At 65.4% G+C, this 17,770-nt stretch carries 13 protein-coding genes; 10 read left to right on the top strand and 3 right to left on the bottom strand.

Features of this window, described 5'->3' with window-relative positions:
- Positions 1 to 6: 6 nt before the first annotated feature.
- The 5 genes from kdpB (at position 7) to BLR66_RS08800 (ending at position 8,516) form a co-directional block, all read left to right on the top strand.
- Positions 7 to 2,052 (top strand): potassium-transporting ATPase subunit KdpB, encoded by a 2,046-nt coding sequence (gene kdpB / locus BLR66_RS08820; protein ID WP_093283534.1) that lies wholly within the window; start codon positions 7 to 9, stop codon positions 2,050 to 2,052.
- Positions 2,053 to 2,279: 227 nt separating this feature from the next.
- Positions 2,280 to 2,867 carry a potassium-transporting ATPase subunit KdpC gene (kdpC, locus tag BLR66_RS08815; protein WP_093283529.1) on the top strand — a complete coding sequence of 196 codons (588 nt, stop codon included), beginning with the start codon at positions 2,280 to 2,282 and terminating at the stop codon, positions 2,865 to 2,867.
- 148 nt (positions 2,868 to 3,015) lie between these two features.
- Complete coding sequence (locus tag BLR66_RS08810) at positions 3,016 to 5,676, top strand: sensor histidine kinase (RefSeq protein WP_093283524.1); 2,661 nt, start codon at positions 3,016 to 3,018, stop codon at positions 5,674 to 5,676.
- Positions 5,660 to 6,400 carry a response regulator gene (locus BLR66_RS08805; protein WP_093283521.1) on the top strand — a complete coding sequence of 247 codons (741 nt, stop codon included), beginning with the start codon at positions 5,660 to 5,662 and terminating at the stop codon, positions 6,398 to 6,400. The genes BLR66_RS08810 and BLR66_RS08805 overlap by 17 nt, the downstream gene beginning before the upstream one ends.
- A 448-nt stretch (positions 6,401 to 6,848) precedes the next feature.
- Positions 6,849 to 8,516: a GMC oxidoreductase gene (locus BLR66_RS08800; RefSeq protein WP_093283516.1), complete on the top strand. Its 1,668-nt coding sequence runs from the start codon at positions 6,849 to 6,851 to the stop codon at positions 8,514 to 8,516.
- 153 nt (positions 8,517 to 8,669) lie between these two features.
- Here BLR66_RS08800 and BLR66_RS08795 read toward each other — a convergent pair whose 3' ends face one another.
- Positions 8,670 to 9,572 carry an SDR family NAD(P)-dependent oxidoreductase gene (locus BLR66_RS08795; RefSeq protein ID WP_093283510.1) on the bottom strand — a complete coding sequence of 301 codons (903 nt, stop codon included), beginning with the start codon at positions 9,570 to 9,572 and terminating at the stop codon, positions 8,670 to 8,672.
- A 121-nt stretch (positions 9,573 to 9,693) separates the two neighbouring features.
- On the bottom strand, positions 9,694 to 10,437 hold the full coding sequence (locus tag BLR66_RS08790) for an SDR family oxidoreductase (protein ID WP_093283506.1): 744 nt from the start codon (positions 10,435 to 10,437) through the stop codon (positions 9,694 to 9,696).
- Between the two features lie 122 nt (positions 10,438 to 10,559).
- On the opposite strand from BLR66_RS08790, the gene BLR66_RS08785 reads away from it, so the two are divergent.
- Positions 10,560 to 11,459 (top strand): LysR family transcriptional regulator, encoded by a 900-nt coding sequence (locus BLR66_RS08785; RefSeq protein ID WP_093283502.1) that lies wholly within the window; start codon positions 10,560 to 10,562, stop codon positions 11,457 to 11,459.
- A gap of 29 nt (positions 11,460 to 11,488) precedes the next feature.
- Entirely contained in the window at positions 11,489 to 14,308 is a 2,820-nt protein-coding gene (gene glnE / locus BLR66_RS08780; protein ID WP_093283499.1) for a bifunctional [glutamate--ammonia ligase]-adenylyl-L-tyrosine phosphorylase/[glutamate--ammonia-ligase] adenylyltransferase, read from the top strand.
- Positions 14,309 to 14,429: 121 nt separating this feature from the next.
- Here glnE and BLR66_RS08775 read toward each other — a convergent pair whose 3' ends face one another.
- A complete protein-coding gene (locus tag BLR66_RS08775; protein ID WP_093283494.1) occupies positions 14,430 to 15,380 on the bottom strand; it encodes a mitochondrial fission ELM1 family protein in 951 nt (316 codons plus the stop codon).
- A gap of 146 nt (positions 15,381 to 15,526) precedes the next feature.
- Between BLR66_RS08775 and BLR66_RS08770 the strand changes: the two genes are divergently transcribed.
- From BLR66_RS08770 to BLR66_RS08760, 3 genes are all read left to right on the top strand, one after another.
- Positions 15,527 to 16,117: a malonic semialdehyde reductase gene (locus tag BLR66_RS08770; protein ID WP_093283491.1), complete on the top strand. Its 591-nt coding sequence runs from the start codon at positions 15,527 to 15,529 to the stop codon at positions 16,115 to 16,117.
- 61 nt (positions 16,118 to 16,178) lie between these two features.
- A complete protein-coding gene (locus BLR66_RS08765) occupies positions 16,179 to 16,757 on the top strand; it encodes a YceI family protein (RefSeq protein WP_093283487.1) in 579 nt (192 codons plus the stop codon).
- Positions 16,758 to 17,549: 792 nt separating this feature from the next.
- On the top strand, positions 17,550 to 17,747 hold the full coding sequence (locus BLR66_RS08760; protein WP_093283483.1) for a zinc-finger domain-containing protein: 198 nt from the start codon (positions 17,550 to 17,552) through the stop codon (positions 17,745 to 17,747).
- Positions 17,748 to 17,770 lie beyond the last annotated feature (23 nt).

Genomic DNA, 17,770 nt, shown 5'->3' with positions numbered 1-17,770 from the left:
AATGAAATGAGCGAAACAACTTCCCATAGCCATCCGCGCAAACCCGCCCTGGTCGATGCGGCGGCGATGCGCAGCGCACTGCGCGATTCCTTCGTCAAGCTGTCGCCACGCCACCTGGTCAAGAGCCCGGTAATGGCCATCGTGATGCTGGGCACGCTGTTGTCGGCCGTCATCACGCTGGCCGGCGTAGCCACGCCCGGTTTCGGCTGGTCGGTCACCGTCATCCTGTTGGTCACCGTGCTGTTCGGCAACTTCGCCGAAGCCATCGCCGAAGCGCGTGGCCGCGGGCAGGCCGCGTCGCTGCGCCGCGCACGCAAGGACCTGGTGGCGCGAAAGGTCGGCACCGACCTGGGCGGTGCCGAAAAACGTCTGCCCGCCGCCGAGCTGCGGCCCGGCGACTACGTCATCGTCAGCGCCGGGGAACAGATCCCGGCCGATGGCGAAATCGTCCGCGGCCTGGCCACCATCAACGAATCGGCCGTCACCGGCGAATCCGCACCGGTACTGCGCGAAGCCGGCACCGATCGCTCCGGCGTGATCGGCGGCACCAAGGTGCTGTCCGACGAGATCATCGTCCGCATCACCGCCGAACCCGGCCACAGTTTCCTGGACCGCATGATCGCGCTGGTCGAGGGCGCCAACCGCCAGAAGACGCCCAACGAGATCGCACTGACCATGTTGCTGGCGGCGATGACGCTCACCTTCCTGATCGTGGTCGCCACGTTGCCGGCCATCGGCGCCTTCGTCGGCGTGCAGGTCGCGCCGTTGCTGCTGATCGCATTGCTGGTGTGCCTGATTCCCACCACCATCGGCGGCCTGCTGCCGGCCATCGGCATCGCCGGCATGAACCGCGCATTGTCGGCCAACGTGCTGGCCAAATCCGGCAAGGCCGTCGAAGTGGCGGGCGATGTGGACGTATTGCTGCTCGACAAGACCGGCACCATCACCCACGGTGACCGCCAGGCGACGGTATTCCATCCGCTGGCAGGCGTCGATGCCTCGCTGCTGCGCGAAGCGGCGCTGCTGGCGTCGCTTGCCGACCCGACTCCGGAAGGCAAGTCGATCGTGAAACTGGCGCGGGAGCAAGGCTGCACGACGCCCGAACCCGATCGCGCCAACTACCTGCAGTTCACCGCGCAGACGCGCATGTCCGGCGTCGACCTGGAGGACGGCCGTTCGATCCGCAAGGGCGCAGGCGATGCCATCAAGCGCCATGTGGAAGCGCAGGGCAGCCTGGTGCCGAACGAACTCACCGCGCGCGTCGAACAGGTCGCCCGCGGCGGCGCCACGCCGCTGGTGGTCAGCGTCGGCAAGCACGTGCTCGGCGTGGTCGAACTCTCCGACGTGGTCAAGCACGGCGTGAAGGACAAGTTCGCCCGCTTGCGCGCGATGGGCGTGCGCACGGTGATGATCACGGGCGACAACCCGCTCACCGCCGCCGCCATCGCCGCCGAGGCGGGCGTGGACGACTACATCGCCGAAGCCACGCCGGAAGACAAGCTGGCGCGCATCCGCAGTGAGCAGGCCAAGGGCAGCCTGGTAGCGATGGTCGGCGATGGCACCAACGACGCGCCGGCGCTGGCGCAGGCCGACGTGGGTCTGGCCATGAACTCGGGCACCCAGGCGGCCAAGGAAGCCGGCAACATGGTCGATCTGGATTCGGATCCGGCCAAGCTGCTGGCCGTGGTGGAAGTGGGCAAGCAGCAGCTGATCACCCGCGGCGCGCTGACCACCTTCTCGCTTGCCAACGATGTGTCGAAATACTTCGCCATCCTGCCGGCACTGTTCGCCGCCGCGATTCCTTCGATGGCGGTCTTGAACGTGATGCACCTGTCCAGCCCGACCAATGCGGTGCTTGCGGCGCTGATCTTCAATGCGCTGATCATCCCGGCATTGATTCCGCTGGCCTTGCGCGGCGTGCGCTTCAAACCCGCCAGCGCCACCGCATTGTTGCGCCGGAACATGCTGATCTACGGCATGGGCGGCGTGCTGCTGCCGTTTATCGCGATCAAGTTGATCGACCTGGCGCTGGCGGCAACGATCGGCGCATGACCTGACTGCTCCCATGCAGAACATGGGAGCTGCAAGGAATACGCAAAGGAAAAGATGCCATTTCGTAATGAGTCTGAAGAAAGCCCGTTCGTGGTGAGCCTGTCGAACCACGCCGTTGGCGAAATGCTTCAGCTATCGGGATTTTGATTTTCTCGCGGAAAGCGTGGTTCGACAGGCTCACCACGAACGGTTTCATCAAATACAAGCTTCAACCGGAGATTCATTCAATGAGCAACCAGATCACCCTCGATGACAAGGGCAGCCTAAGGGGTTCGCTAACCTTCGCCTTCGTCATCCTCCTGGGCATGGGCCTGCTGTACTCGCTGGCCGGCACCGCCATCGGCCGCAGCCTGTTCCCGCAGCAGGCCACCGGCAGCCTGGTGACGCACGACGGCAAGCAGGTCGGCTCCGCGCTCGTCGCACAGCCATTCGCCGATGCGCGCTATTTCCAGCCGCGTCCTTCCGCTGCCGGCTACAACCCCATGTCCGCTGCCGGCAGCAACCAGGCCCGCACCAATCCGGACCTGCGCAAGCGCATCGCCGAGACCACCGCAGCGGTAGCCGCACGCGACGGCATCGCCGCGCGTGACGTGCCCGGCGAACTCGTTACCCAGTCCGGCGGCGGCCTGGATCCGGACCTCAGTCCGGCTGGTGCGCAGGTGCAGATCGCGCGCGTTGCCGCGGCTCGGAACCTGGCTCCTGAAAAGGTCGCCGAGTTGGTGGCCGCGCATACGCAGGGTCCTCAGTTCGGCCTGCTCGGCGAGCCGCGCGTGAACGTGCTGGAACTCAATCTGGCGCTGGACGCGAAACAGTGAAACCGCGCGAGAAGAAAAGAGATCGTCATCCCCGCGCAGGCGGGGACCCAGCGACTTTCGCTCCTCGCGGCAGAAGCAAAGTCACTGGGTTCCCGCCTGCGCGGGAATGACGGCTTCACGATAAGAGGCAGTAGCGCACAATAAGCCAATGACCGACCCCCGCACCCACCAAGCCGATGCCCTGATCGGCGAACTCCGTCGCGAAGGCAGCGGTCGGCTGACCATCTTCCTGGGCGCCGCCCCGGGCGTGGGCAAGACCTACACCATGCTGCTGCGCGCGCGCGAACTGCGCAAACAGAATGTGGACGTGGTGGTGGGCATTGTCGAAACCCACGGCCGCAGCGAAACCGCCGCGCTCATCGATGGCCTGGAGCTGATGCCGCGCGCGCGCCTGGAATACCGCGAACGCATCTTCGAGGAAATGGATCTGGATGCCATCCTCGCCCGCAAACCGGCCATCGTGCTGGTCGATGAACTGGCGCACCGCAATGCCGTCGGCAGCCGCCACGAACGCCGCTGGCAGGACGTGGTGGAACTGCTGGACGCCGGCATCGACGTCTACACCACCATCAACATCCAGCACCTGGAAAGCCTCAACGATGTGGTGTTCCGCATCACTGGCGTGCGCGTCAGCGAAACCGTTCCGGATCTGGTCTTCGACCGCCTGCGCGACATCGTGCTGGTCGACCTGCCGCCGCGCGAACTGATCGAGCGCCTGCGCCAGGGCAAGGTCTACGTGCCGGACCAGGCCGCGCAGGCGCTGCAGACCTTCTTCTCGCCTTCCAACCTGATCGCGCTGCGCGAACTGGCCATGCAGACCGCCGCCGACCGCGTCGACAGCGATCTGCGCGAAACCCAGGCCGCGCGCGGCATTTCCGGCATGAACGTGCGCCGGCGCGTGCTGGTGGCCATCGACGGCCTGGGCCAATCCGAATACCTGGTGCGGGTGGCCCGGCGGCTGGCCGAGCGGCGCGATGCGCCCTGGACCGTGGTCACCGTGCAGACCGGTGTCGCCGATGAAGCACGGCAGCAGGAACTGGACCAGGCTTTCGCCCTGGCGCGCAAACTCGGCGCCGAGACCGAAGTGCTGCGCGGCGCGAGCATCGCCGATGCGCTGCTGGACCATGCGGGTCGCAGCGGAGTATCCGCCATCGTGCTCGGACGCACGCGCGAACGCCCGGTGGCGCGCATGTTCAACCGCACGCTCACCCAGCAGCTGCTGCAGCGCGGCGCGCACTTCGAACTGACCATCGTCAACACGCCCGAAGCGCGCGCGCGTTCGCGCCGCCAGTCGCATGGGCCCCGCCTTTCGCTCACCCGCTACGACAGCGCGCTGGTGCTGGTCGCTACCGCATTGGCGGTCGCCATTTCCTGGCTGGCCGAACGCTGGGTAGGGCTGGACGATCTGTCCATGGTCTTCATCGTCGCCGTGGTGCTGGTCGCCGCGCGCACGCGCATGACCGCCGCAGTGGCCACCGCCGGGCTCTGCTTCCTGGCCTACAACTTCTTCTTCATAGAACCCCGCTTCACCCTGCATATCAGCGCGCGCCAGGGCGTGACCACGGTGCTCCTGTTCCTGGTCGCCGCACTGGTCGCCGGACGGCTCGCCTCCCGGCTGCGCATGCAGGTGGTGGCATTGCGTGCGGCCAATACCCATGCCACCGCCCTGCAGGAGCTGGGGCGGCAACTGGCCAGCGCCGCCGATCTGGGACAAGTCCTCACGGCCGGGCGCAGCGCCTTGCAGGCGGCGTTCGGCAGCCCGGCCTGGGTCCGCATCGGCGACGATGTCGCAGTTTCCGAAGGCGCCAGACTCACCGACACCGATCTGGGCGCGGCCGAATGGGCGCAGCGCCACGGCCAGGCCACCGGCCGTTTCACCGACACGCTGGCCGGTTCGTCCTGGTGGTTCCTGCCGTTGCGCAACGACCGCGGCACGCTGGGCGTGGCGGGTTTGCGCTTCGACGCGGACAACACGCGCCTGGCCTTCGAGCAACGCCGTCTGGCCGAAGCCATGGCCGACGATATCGGCCAGGCCGCATTGCGCACGCGGTTGGTGTCCGACCTGGAAACCGCGCGTGTCAGCGGCGAAACCGAACGCCTGCGTTCGGCGCTGCTCTCGTCCGTCTCGCACGATCTGCGTTCGCCGCTGTCCTCGATGATCGGTTCGGCCAGCAGCCTGGCCAACTATTCCGAAGCGATGAGCGCCGAAGACCGCAAGAGCTTGCTCGAGACCATCCAGCTGGAAGGCGAGCGCCTGGACCGCTACATCCAGAACCTGCTCGACATGACCCGGCTCGGCCACACCGGCCTGACTTTGAATCGCGACTGGATCGGCGTGGACGAATTGATCGGTTCGGCGACCAGCCGACTCATTCGCTACCAGCCGCAGGTGAAGCTGGAGATACGCATCGAACCGGACATGAAACCCATCTGGGTGCATCCGGCGCTGGTGGAGCAGGCGTTCTTCAACGTGCTGGAGAACGCGGCCAAGTTCTCGCCCCCCGACCGGCCTGTCGAAGTCGACGCGCGTCTGGTCGAAGGCAAGCTGCGCATCGATGTACGCGATCATGGACCGGGCATACCGGAAGAGGAGCGCGCGCGCATCTTCGACATGTTCTACAGCGTGGAGCGCGGCGACCGCGGACGGCACGGCACCGGACTTGGCCTGACCATCAGCCAGGGCATGATCGGCGCGCACGGCGGTAGTGTGGAGGCCCTGCCGGGCGAGGATGGCCGCGGTACCATCATCCGGATTACCCTGCCGCTCATAGAACCGCTGCCTCAGAAGAGCGATGCCCAATCCGACTGACCAGACCGATCCGATTTCCCGGATTTCCGCGCCTCCGGCACGGGTGCTGGTGATCGACGACGAACCGCAGATCCGCAAGTTCCTCGACATCAGCCTGCGCGCCCAGGGCTATCAGGTGGGGCTGGCGGCCAACGGTGAAGAAGGTCTGGTTTCGCTGGCCACGCAGGGCGCCGATCTGGTCATCCTGGACATAGGCCTGCCGGACAAGGATGGGCACGAGGTGCTGCGCGAACTGCGCCAGTGGTCGCAGGCGCCGGTCATCATGCTCACGGTGCGCGCGGGCGAGGCGGAGAAAGTCGCTGCGCTGGACGCCGGCGCCAACGACTACGTCACCAAACCTTTCGGCGTGCAGGAATTGATGGCACGCGTGCGCGCGCTGCTGCGCCAGCATGCGGCGGAGGGCAATGAAACGCTGCCGGTGTTCGACGATGGGAACCTGCGCATCGACCTGTCGCGCCGCGAAGTCCATCTGGCCGGCGAACCGGTGTCGCTGACCCGCAAGGAATACACGCTGCTCGCCTTGCTGCTGCACCACGCCGGCCGCGTGGTCACCCAGCCGCAATTGCTGAAGGAAGTGTGGGGCCCCACCCATCAGCACGACACGCATTACCTGCGCATCCTGGTCGGCAAGCTGCGGCAGAAGCTGGGCGACGAGGCCGCGACACCGAAATATATCGCCACCGAGCCAGGGGTAGGCCTGCGATTCCTGTCGGCCGGGCACTAGGGTTTGCCGGAAAATTTGTCGTAGGTCGGGACTACGCCCCCGACGGGCGCGGCGTTGAACCCTCTCCGCTGTGCACGCGAAGCATTTTTCCTCTCTATTTGAAAAGGAGAGAGGCAATCGCAATGCGCAGACAGGTCATGATCGTGAGCACGTAGACCCTGCCCGCTCCCGTCGGGGGCGTAGTCCCGACCTACTTCTCTATTCGCCAAGCGCCCATGCCGTTGGAAGTCATGCCGTTAGAAGTCATGCCGTTAGAAGTTTTGTTCGAGCTTGACCCTGGCGGCAGCTACAGCCAGCTTCACGCGATTTTCACTAAAGCGCGATCAGCTTGCGCGCCAACGGATGGACCCGGTTCTGAACGGAGCGCCGACTTTGGCCGGGCAGTGCGCCGATAACCGTTGTTTGCACTATTGGGGTCTGCGCGCGACTTGCGCCTGCTGGAGATCGAATGATCATCGACTACCTTGACAGGTCTAGTCCGGAAGACTTTATCGCCGATGTTTGCATCATCGGCGCAGGACCTGCGGGAATATCGATCGCGCGCAGTTTCATTGGCACCTCGCGCAGGGTGTGCCTGGTCGAAAGCGGCGGGCTTGCCGGCGAGGACAGGAACCAACGGCTTTACGAAGGCACTTCCATCGGGTTGCCCGAACTGGATCCGGCCACGTCGCGGATGCGTGCGTTCGGAGGAAGCTGCAACGTCTGGGGCGGTGGCTGCATCCCGCTGAGCAATCTGGACCTGGGGCCGCGCGATTGGGTCCCGCATAGCGGATGGCCTTTGAACTACGAAGACCTGGAGCCGTACTACCGGCGCGCGCGCGAAGTCTGCGGCATCGAAGCGCATGAGTTCGTGGAAGGAAGTTTCCTGACCCCGCCGGCGCGCACGCCGATGGTCTTCGACGCCGGCAAGCTGATCAACCAGAATTTCGTGCTGAGCCCGGTCTTCTTCGGTGAAGCCTATCGCGCGGAATTCGAGCAGGCCGAGAACATCACCGTGCTGTTGCATGCCAACCTGCTGGAGTTGGAGGCGGTCGAATCGGGAAGCTCGGTGCGCCGCGCGCGCATCGGCGCACTCGACGGGCGCCGCGGAACGATCCGCGCGCGCAACTATGTGCTGGCCTGCGGCGGCATCGAAAACGCGCGGTTGTTGTTGCTTTCCAATTCGACCATGCCCAACGGCCTTGGCAACGACCACGATCTGGTCGGGCGCTATTTCATGGACCATCCCAGCGGCAAGCTGGGCACGCTGTTCACCGACGTGCCCGATCCGCTCACCCGTCCCTACGACCGCAGCGGCGGCAAGGGACCCGTGCCCGCTTTTCCGGAACTATGCCTGTCTGATCGGGCCGTGCAGACGCATCAGTTGCTCAGCGGACGCGTGCGCCCGGTGGCGGTGGAAGCGCCCGTGCCCAAGGGCGTGCAGGCGTTGCGCGATCTCAAGAGGGCAATCCGCCCGGCGCAAGACGAAACGCGCGCTCTGGAAGGAATAGCGCGTGTCGCGATGACCGGAGACGCCTGCGACGGCCAGCAGGGAGCCCCGCGCAAGCAGAACCTGGGCAAGCTGGGTTTGCGTGTCGGCCTGGGCAGCTGGGACATCGCCCATGCGGTTTGGCGCAAGTGGGCGAACAAGCCCACGGTCAAAAGCGACCACGTCGATGTGATCGGCTACTTCGAACAGGCGCCCAACCCTGACAGCCGGGTCACGCTGGGCGATGAAGTCGATGCACTGGGGCAACGCAAGATCTGCATCGACTGGCGGTTGACCGAACTGGACTGGCACACCTACCGCACCGCGGCGAATCTGTTCGGGGCCGAACTGGCCAATTCGTGCGCTGGCAAATTCCAGATCGAGCCCTGGTTGCAGGAAGGCGCCGGTGCGACACCGCAGGTTCGCGGCACCGCCCATCATCTGGGAACTACGCGCATGTCGGACGATCCGCAACAGGGCGTGGTGGATCGCCAGTGCCGCGTGCATGGCGTGGACAATCTCTATGTCGTCGGCAGCTCGGTGTTTCCGACCGGGGGTTGGGCGTTTCCGACCTTCACCATCGTTGCCTTGAGCATGCGCCTGGCAGAACACCTGCGAGCGTTGGCCGATGTGGCGATCATGCTCTGAGCACCCGACACCCGACTAGAGGTCGCCATCCCGGCGAACGCCGGGAGCCGACTTTCAGCAAGTAGGGCGGGCATTGTCCGCCGGCTCTCTCGCACAGAGCCGCGGGCAGTGTCCGCCCTACGCCGGCCCCATCCTGATCGGCGATGGCGACGACTAATCCTGTCGGGGAGACAGCAAGTCTTCCAGGCCGATGCGATGCAGGAACTCCGACCGAATCCGGTCACCCACATTGCTCACTTCCTCGCAACCATCCTGCGAGGGATCTATATGCACACGGAAGGGGCGCTTGCCGAATTCCGTATCGACCAACTGCACGATTGCATCGGCCACCGACGCCGCATCCGCATCGGCCGGTTCCAGCGAAGCCAGCGCTTTCAACGACTGCTCGGAAAGCCCGGCGTAGGGACCGCTGTCGTACTCGGCCGATCGCGCCGCATCGTCGGGCTTGCCGGAGTGGGCGAAGTGATTGGTGCCCTTGGTGAAGGCGCCGGGCATGACGATGCTGGTTTCGATGCCCCAGCGCGCCAGCTCGCCGGCGTAGGATACGGCCAGCGAATCCATCGCCGCCTTGGCCGCGAAGTACGGCGCCAGGAATGGCGGAGTACCGCCGCGCACGCTGCTGGACGACACCCACACCACCAGTCCCTGGCGTTGTTTGCGCAACTGCGGCAATGCGGCGCGATTGACGCGTTGCGCGCTGAGCACATTGATGTCGTAGAGCTGGGCGAATTGCTCCGGCGTGAACGCTTCGGCCGGACCGTAGGACATGTGCCCGGCGTTGTGCACGATTGCGTCCACGCGTCCGGTTGCGGCGATGACCTGGGCGATGCCGGCCCCGACCGACGTTTCCGATTGCACGTCCAGCTCGACCGTTCGCAAATCCACTTGGTGGTCGCGTGCGAATTGTTCGGCGGCGGCGACCTGCGGTGCATTGCGCGTGGCGGTATCGCGGATGCCGGCATAGACGATGTGGCCGGCACGGGCCAGGGCGCGGGCGGTAAGCGCGCCGAAGCCGCTGGACGCGCCGGTGACGACGATGACTTTTGCATTGTTCATGGCAGTACTCCGGTATCGGCGCATCCGTGGCGGATGCGCCTGGTTGATGAAGCGAAGAGGTCGGTTGGGAACGAGTTGTCGGAGGTGAATCGTTAGAGGCAAGCGGTGTCGCGTCGGAACTTCAGACCATGCCGCCGTTGGCGCGCAGCACCTGGCCGTTGATCCAGCCGCCGTCCGGGCCGACCAGGAACGCAACCACCGAAGCGATGTCTTCCGGCGTGCCCAGGCGTTCCAGCGGATTCATCTTGGCCAAGCGCTGCACCAGTTCGTCGGACTTGCCGTCCAGGAACAGATCGGTCGCGGTCGGGCCCGGTGCCACCGCATTGACGGTGATGTTGCGGCCGCGCAGCTCCTTGGACTGGATCGCCGTCAGCGTTTCGACCGCCGCTTTGGTGGCGGCGTACACCCCGTAGTTTTCCATCTTGGTGCCCACCACGCTGGTGGAGAAATTGACGATGCGTCCGCCGTCTCGCATGCGCCTGGAGGCTTCGCGCAGCGTGTTGAAGGTGCCTTTCAGGTTGACGGCGATCTGGCTGTCGAACAGCGCGTCGTCGCTGGCGCCGATGGCGCCCAGCTTGAGAATGCCGGCATTGTTGACCAGCACGTCGATGCCGCCGAAAGCCGCTTCGGCCGAATCGAACATCCGCGCCACGGCCGTGGCGTCGGCCACATCGGCCTGCGCGGCCAGGGCCTTGCCGCCGGCCGCTTCGATGCTGCGGACCACCTGTTCGGCCGCCGCGGCGTTGCCGGAGTAGTTGACGATGACGGCGTGGCCGTCGCGGGCCAGACGTTGGGCGATAGCGGCGCCGATGCCGCGGGAAGCGCCGGTGACCAGGGCGATGCGGGGAGTAGTGGGAGTGCTCATGGCGATGTCCTTGGGAGGGGTGTTGGAAGCCGGCAGCAGCCGGTGAGGGAACGATGCGCCTTTCCTTCAGCCGGATAATCCACCAATATTCGGAATCATCTGGCGGATAAAGCGAACAATACGTGGATCGATTCGACGCGATGCGGGTCTTCATCCGGGTAGTGGAGCAGCGCAGCTTCACCCAGGCCGCGCAGGACCTGGGCCTGCCGCGCTCCACCGCCACCGACGCCATCAAACAGCTGGAAACCCGGCTGGGTGTGCGTCTGCTACAGCGGACCACGCGCACGGTCAGCCCGACCCTGGACGGCGAGGCCTATTACCGGCGCTGCCTGGCGATCCTGGGCGACATCGAGGATGCCGAAGCCGCCTTCGCGGGAGCCAAGCCACGCGGTCTTCTGCGCGTCGATGTGCAGGGCACGCTGGCGCGCCGCTTCGTGCTGCCGGGTTTGCCCGCGTTCCTGGCCCGTTATCCGGATCTGGAATTGTTCATGGGCGAAGGCGACCGCTGGGTGGATCTGGTGCGCGAAGGCGTCGATTGCGTACTGCGCGTCGGCGAACCCCGCGACACCGACATGGTGGCGCGGCGCGTGGCGACACTGGCGGAAGTGACTTGCGCTTCGCCGGCCTATCTCGCCGAGTTCGGCATGCCGGCCAGCATCGAGGCGTTGGCCGGGCACCGCATGGTCGGTTTCCGTTCCTCGGCGACCGGCGCATTGCTGCCTCTGGAATTCGTCAGGGGCGGCATCGCACGCAACGTGACCTTGCCGGCCACGCTTTCGGTAACGGGGGCCGAGAGCTACTCCGCCGCAGCGCGGCTGGGGCTGGGATTGATCCAGGCGCCGCGCTACAACCTGGAAGCGGATCTGCAGCGCGGCACGCTGGTGGAAGTATTGCCCGAGTATCCGCCTGCGCCTTCGCCGGTATCGCTGCTGTATCCGCGCAACCGCCAGCTGTCGCCGCGCGTACGGGTGTTCATCGACTGGCTGGTGGAAACGTTCGCCGAAGCCGGACGCGGCGCATGACACAATCGCCGGCCATGGGAAACGATGCTATGCAGACAACGGGCTCGATCGCGGCGCTGGTCGAGCGCGGCTTGGCGAGCCTGCGCGCGCGTTCGGCCGATGCGGCCGCTTTGCTGGACGACACCGCATTCGCCGGACGCGTGGGCAAGGTGATCGCCGCCAGCGATTTCGCACTGGAGACGCTGCGCAAGCAGCCCGTATTGCTGGCCACGTTCAAGCGCGACGACGGCGCCGAAACGCTCGCCCCGCCGCTGCTATCGACAGATGATTCGGCGACATGGCCGGAGCAACTGCGCCTTTATCGCGCCGCCGAATCCACCCGCATGGTCTGGCGCGACGTGCTGGGGCTCGACGAGGTGGACGCGATCCTCGCCGGCAGCACGCGGCTGGCGGAGAACTGCATGCGCACGGCGCTGGAGGCGCTGGAAACCGAATTCGCGCAACGGCATGGTCTGGTGCGCGCAGCCGACGGCAGCGTGCAAAGGCTGGTCGTGTTCGGCTTGGGGAAACTGGGCGGCGGCGAACTCAATTTCTCCTCCGATATCGATCTGGTCTACGCCTACCCGCAAGGCGGCGAATCCGATGGCGCGCGTCCGCTGGCGGCCGAAGACTATTTCGCACGGCTGGGCCAGCGCCTGGCCAAGCTGCTGGACGAACCGACCGTCGACGGCTTCAGCCATCGCGTCGATCTGCGCCTGCGGCCGTTCGGCAATGCAGGCAGGGTGGCGCTTTCCTTCGCCGGCATGGACCAGTACTTCCAGCGCGAAGGCCGCGATTGGGAACGCTATGCGTGGCTGAAGGCGCGCGCGGTGGCTGGCGATACAGAAGCGGGCGAACAATGGCTGCAGACGCTGCGGCCGTTCGTGTATCGCCGCTATCTGGATTTCACCGCGCTCGATGGTCTGCGCGACATGAAGGCCGCCATTGCCGCGGAAGTCGCGCGCCGCGAGCTTGCCGACGACATCAAACGCGGCCCGGGCGGCATTCGCGAGATCGAATTCCTGGCCCAGGCGCTGCAGCTGATCCATGGCGGGCGGGAAGCGGCATTGCGCGAGCGCCGCCTGCTTCCGGCACTGCGCGCGCTGATGGAAGCGCGGCAGATATCGCAGGAGGACGGAGACGCGCTGATCCACGCCTACCGTTTTCTGCGCAAACTGGAGAACCGGCTGCAGATGCTGCGCGACGCGCAGACCCATGCTTTGCCGGAAAACGCGTTGGACCGCGCGCGCATCGCACGGGGCCTTGGCTATCAGGATTGGAGCGCATTGAACGCGGCGCTTGCGGTGCAACGCGAGCGGGTCGCTGCGGAATTCAGCCAGTTGCTGGCACCGCGCCAGCGCGATGCGACGCCGGATGTGCTGACCGCTTACTGGCGCGCGCTGCCGGGGGCGGGCGATGCGGAGGCATTGGCGGCGGCGGGATTCGTCGATCCGGCCAGCGCCGATGCGGCCCTGCGCGACTTCGCCAATTCCAGTGGGGTGCTAGGTCTTTCCGATGGCGCACGCGCGCGGCTGGATCGCGTGCTGCCGGCGTTGCTCGAAGGCGCCGCGCGATCCTCGCAACCCGATGCGGCGGTCAAGCGCCTGCTGGTGCTGCTGCGCGCGATCCTCCGCCGGGCCAGTTATCTGGCCTTGCTCGACGAGCAGCCCAGCGCCCTGAACCGGTTGGTGGACGTGGTCGCGCGCAGCGCGCTGCTGGCCGAACGACTGGCGTTGTATCCGTTGCTACTGGACGAATTATTGGACACGCGCGTCGGCGGGCCCATGCCGGACCGCCCAGTCATGCGCCGTCAATGCGAGCCGGCGCTGCAGGAAGAAGATCCCGAAACCGCTTTGCGCGCGCTCAACGAGCAGCGCCTTGCGCTGAGCTTCCGTATCGCGCTGGCGGCGTTGGACGGCCGCCAGAATGCGCGCGACAGCGCCCGGCAGCTGGCGTGGCTGGCCGAGGAAGTGGTGCGCGTGGTGTTGCGCATGGCGCAAGCCGAAGTGGTGGCGGCGCATGGCGAAGTCGCTGGCGGACGTTTCGCGGTGATCGGTTACGGCAGCCTGGGCGGCGAAGAGCTCGGCTTCGGTTCCGACCTGGACCTGGTGTTCCTGTTCGACGCAGATGCTGCCGCCGTTTCCAGCGGCGCCCGTTCCTTGGAAGCCGGACGCTGGTACGCGCGCCTGGCCCAGAAGCTGGTGGCCTTGTTGGGCGCGGCCACCGGCGCCGGACGCCTGTACGAGGTGGACGTGCGCCTGCGGCCGGACGGCGCGAAAGGACTGTTGGTCTCTTCGCTGTCCAGTTACCGCGACTATCAACGCGAACGCGCCTGGACCTGGGAGCACCAGGCGCTGGTGCGCGCACGCGGCGTCGCCGGCGACGCATCGTTGCTGGAGGAGTTCGAGGCGATCCGCGCGCAGACTCTGGCGCGAGCGCGCGATGTCGGCAAGCTTCGGGAAGAAGTAGGGAGCATGCGCTTGAAGATGCGCGCCGAACTGGACCGCAGCGACGCGGCGCGCTTCGACCTCAAGCAAGGCGCCGGCGGCCTGGTCGATCTGGAATTCCTGCTGCAGTTCCTGGTGCTGCGGGATTCTTCCTCGCATGCGGCATTGCTGGGTCCGCGCGATACGCAAGGATTGATCGACGCGCTGCGGGCGGCCGGCACGATGGACGAAACGCAGGCGGAGTCGTTGTTGCGCGTCCACGGATATTTCGTGTCAGAAGGGCTGAATTGCACTCTGGACCGGCGTCCGCGGCTGCTGCCTGAGAACGAGGCCACTCTTTCCGCGCGCGCGGTGGTGCGAGAGGAGGTATCGCGCCATGGCCTGGGGTTCGACTTGGCAGCGGACAGCCAACCGATTCAGTAATCCGTTCGTGGTGAGCCTGTCGAACCACGCTTTTCGCGGAGCGAATGACTTGCCACGAACTGAAACCATGCGCCAAGAGCGTGGTTCGACAGGCTCACCACGAACGGAATAAAGAGAGCAATTAAAGGGACAGACGCTCGCGCACCAGCGCCGCCACGCGCGCGGTTTCGCGCAGCGGTTCGGCCTCGAATGGCGCCAGCTGCGTATCCATCGCGCGGATGCGGCCATGGGCCAGCAGCGAATCCAGGAACCTGCGTGGCCTTCCGCTGACGCGCACCGGATCGAATACGAACACCGGCGCCTTCGTCGCGCAGGCTTCGGACACCATGTTCACCGAATCCGGTGAGCATACGATGCGGTCGGCCCACGCCAGCAGGCCCTCGTAGGGATTGGCGCCATCGTCTTCCCCGCACCAGACCACGCCGGGCGTTTCCACGTAGCGGTGGCGCAGGGCGGCGATCAGATCGGCAGGCGTACGCCGCGAAGTAGTGATCATCACGCTGCCGCCTTCGCGCGCCAGGGCGACTTCAAGCTTCGAGGCCAGCACTTCGAATGCGCTGCGATCGAACCGCGCATGTGTGCTGGAACCGCCCAACAACACCGCAGTACGCGGTTGCGGAAATTCCGCGAACCAGGCGAATGTCGCGCGCGCCTGCGCCAGCCATGCGTCATCGACCGGATTCAGGCTGCCCAGCAGGGTGATGACGTTGTCGCCTCGCAAGAGGTCGTGCTCGGGAGCGACGACCAGATCCCAGTATTGGGTGTTGATGCGCGGATCGAGAATCTGCACCGCCTTGCTGCCGCGTTCGCGCAGCAGCCGCGTGGCCAGCGCCGCCTGGCGGCCGCAGCCGATGGCCAGCCGCGGTGGCCGCGCCAGCGCCTGCGCGAACGCCGCTCCGAAGGCATGCTCGGCGCCGGCGAAGCTGCGCGGCGCCGACACGCTCCAGGGCAACCTCGGTTGCAACCGCCAGTCCTGGGCAGGCCCGCAATCCAGGGCCGCGGCCAGTGCGTCGGCCTGGCGGCGGTTTCCTGCATGACCGTCGGTAAGGGTCCAGAGCTGTGTCGAATCCATGGGTCTGCGGGACTTTGTTCCAGAAACTAAAACAATCCGTTCCGAACTGGCCGGATGTTGCCATTACCGGGACACTCTACACTGCGCGCCTCGATTTGCGCTGCCCGCGAATCCTTTGAACTACTTGCACCCTCCAAGGATGTGACATGTCAGACGTCTTGAACGACAACGCGCTGGACCAGCTGTTCCGTACCGCGCGCACCCAGAATGCCTTCCAGGACCGCCCGGTCGAGGATGCGCAGCTGCATGCGCTGTACGACCTGCTGAAATGGGGCCCGACCTCGGCCAACATGTCGCCGGGACGCTTCGTGTTCGTGAAGTCGCCCGAGGCCAAGGAAAAGCTCAGGCCCGCGCTGTCCGAAGGCAACCTGGCCAAGACCATGATCGCACCGGTGACCGTGATCGTGGCCTACGACGAAGACTTCCACGAGAAGCTGCCGTACCTGTTTCCGCACACCGACGCCAAAGCCTGGTTCGACGGTCCGCGCGAGAATCGCCACGAGGCCGCCTTCCGCAATGGCAGCCTGCAGGGCGCCTATCTGATCCTGGCGGCGCGCGCGCTGGGCCTGGGTGCCGGGCCGATGTCCGGTTTCGACAATGCCAAGGTGGACCAAGCCTTCTTCGCCGGCACCACCATCAAGTCCAACTTCCTGGTGAACCTGGGCTACAGCGACCCCGCCGGGCTGTTTCCGCGTTCGCCGCGTCTGTCCTTCGACGAAGCCGCGCGCATCGAATAGTTCACTCCGTTCCAACCCGTTTTCTGTTCCCATCCCACCCAAACCCCCAAGGAGATCCGCCATGCGCAAGACCCTGCTGGTTGCCGCCCTGTTCGCATTCGCCGGTTCGGCTTTCGCCGCGCCGGTCACCTACAAGATCGACCCGAACCACACCAACGTCCTGGCGAGCTGGAGCCACTTCGGGTTCTCCAACCCGAGCCTGAACTTCGGCCAGGCCGACGGCACGATCGTCTATGACGCCGACAAGATTTCCGCTTCCAGTGTGCAGGTCACGCTGCCGCTGACCGGGCTGAGCGCGCTGGCCGACCAGTTCTACGATCATCTGACCAGCGCCGACTGGTTCGATGCGGCCAAGTATCCGTCGGCCACCTTCAAGAGCACCAAGGTGGAAGCTGCGGGCGAGGGCAAGCTGAAGGTCACCGGCGATCTGACCGTGAAGGGCGTGACCAAGCCGGTGGTGCTGGACGTCAAATTGAACAAGGCGGGCGTGCAGCCGCTGGCCAAGCGCGCGGCGGTCGGCTTCGACGCCACTGCGACGGTCAAGCGCAGCGAGTTCGGTCTGGGCAACTATGTGCCGAACGTGAGCGACGAAGTGTCGCTGCGCATCACTACCGAGGCGATCGTGCCGAAGGCCGAGTAAGCCTAGCAAGCGATGGGTTTCTGGAACGCCGGCTGCGGATTTCGCAGCCGGCGTTTTTTTGTTTTCTGCTTCTCTGTTTTCGCTCGTCATCCCCTGAATCTGGGCCAGGCGACTTACGTACAACCCCAAGAAAAAATACGATCGTCATCCCAGCGAAAGCTGGGATCCATTTTGATCTTGCTTCTGCATTTTCTCTTGCTTCTGCCTCTGCTTTGCCTCCTCCCTTCCGCGCAGCGCAGGGGAGGATTGAGGAGGGGTGCTCTTGATCTTGCTCTGGCTTTTAATTTTTCTCCGAAGCAAAAGCATTTCGCGCTACGCGCGAGTCACTTTTCTTTGAACGGCAAAGAAAAGTAACCAAAAGAAAGCCGCCCCCGTATCAAGTACGGGGCAGGCTCTAACGCCGCGCCCAACGATGGAGCCGTTGGGTCCGCAAGCGGGCCGGGAATTTTTGGAAGCAGCATCCTGCTGCTCCAAAAACGGCGCACATCCCTGTGCGCCGCCCCTTCAGGGTTTATCCCGGCCCGCTTGCCGCGCTTCACGGGGTATTGAAAGAGCAAAAGCCGAAGGCGCAAGCAAGATCAAGATGGATCCCAGCGTTCGCTGGGATGACGATTGGAGGGTTGATGGGCAGAGGGTTGCAGCTGGAGGCTGAGCAGCAGAGGGCTCGTGATAAAGCGGTCCCGCGTGCATTGGTCTGCCGACCTGACCTGTCGCACCCCTCACAATCCATCCATTCCAGCCCCCACAGCCGCCTGCTAGACTGCAAACCCCCGAAACACCGACCAAATCCCCATGACCCAGACCGCCACTGCGCCTGCCAATGCCGAGAAGCGTTACACCGTGCATCGCAGCGACCTGCCGCTGAGCTGCCCGTTGCCGTCAATGGCGTTGTGGAACTCGCACCCGCGCGTGTACCTGGCCATCGAGGATGCGCCGGACAAGGAAGTGCAATGCCCTTACTGCGGCTCGCACTTCGTCCTTGCCGATTGACCATGCGCGCACGGGCACCGCGC

The sequence above is a fragment of the Pseudoxanthomonas sp. CF125 genome (assembly GCF_900104085.1).
Taxonomy (GTDB): Bacteria; Pseudomonadota; Gammaproteobacteria; order Xanthomonadales; family Xanthomonadaceae; genus Pseudoxanthomonas_A.
This window is presented reverse-complemented; position numbering and strand designations above follow the sequence as displayed.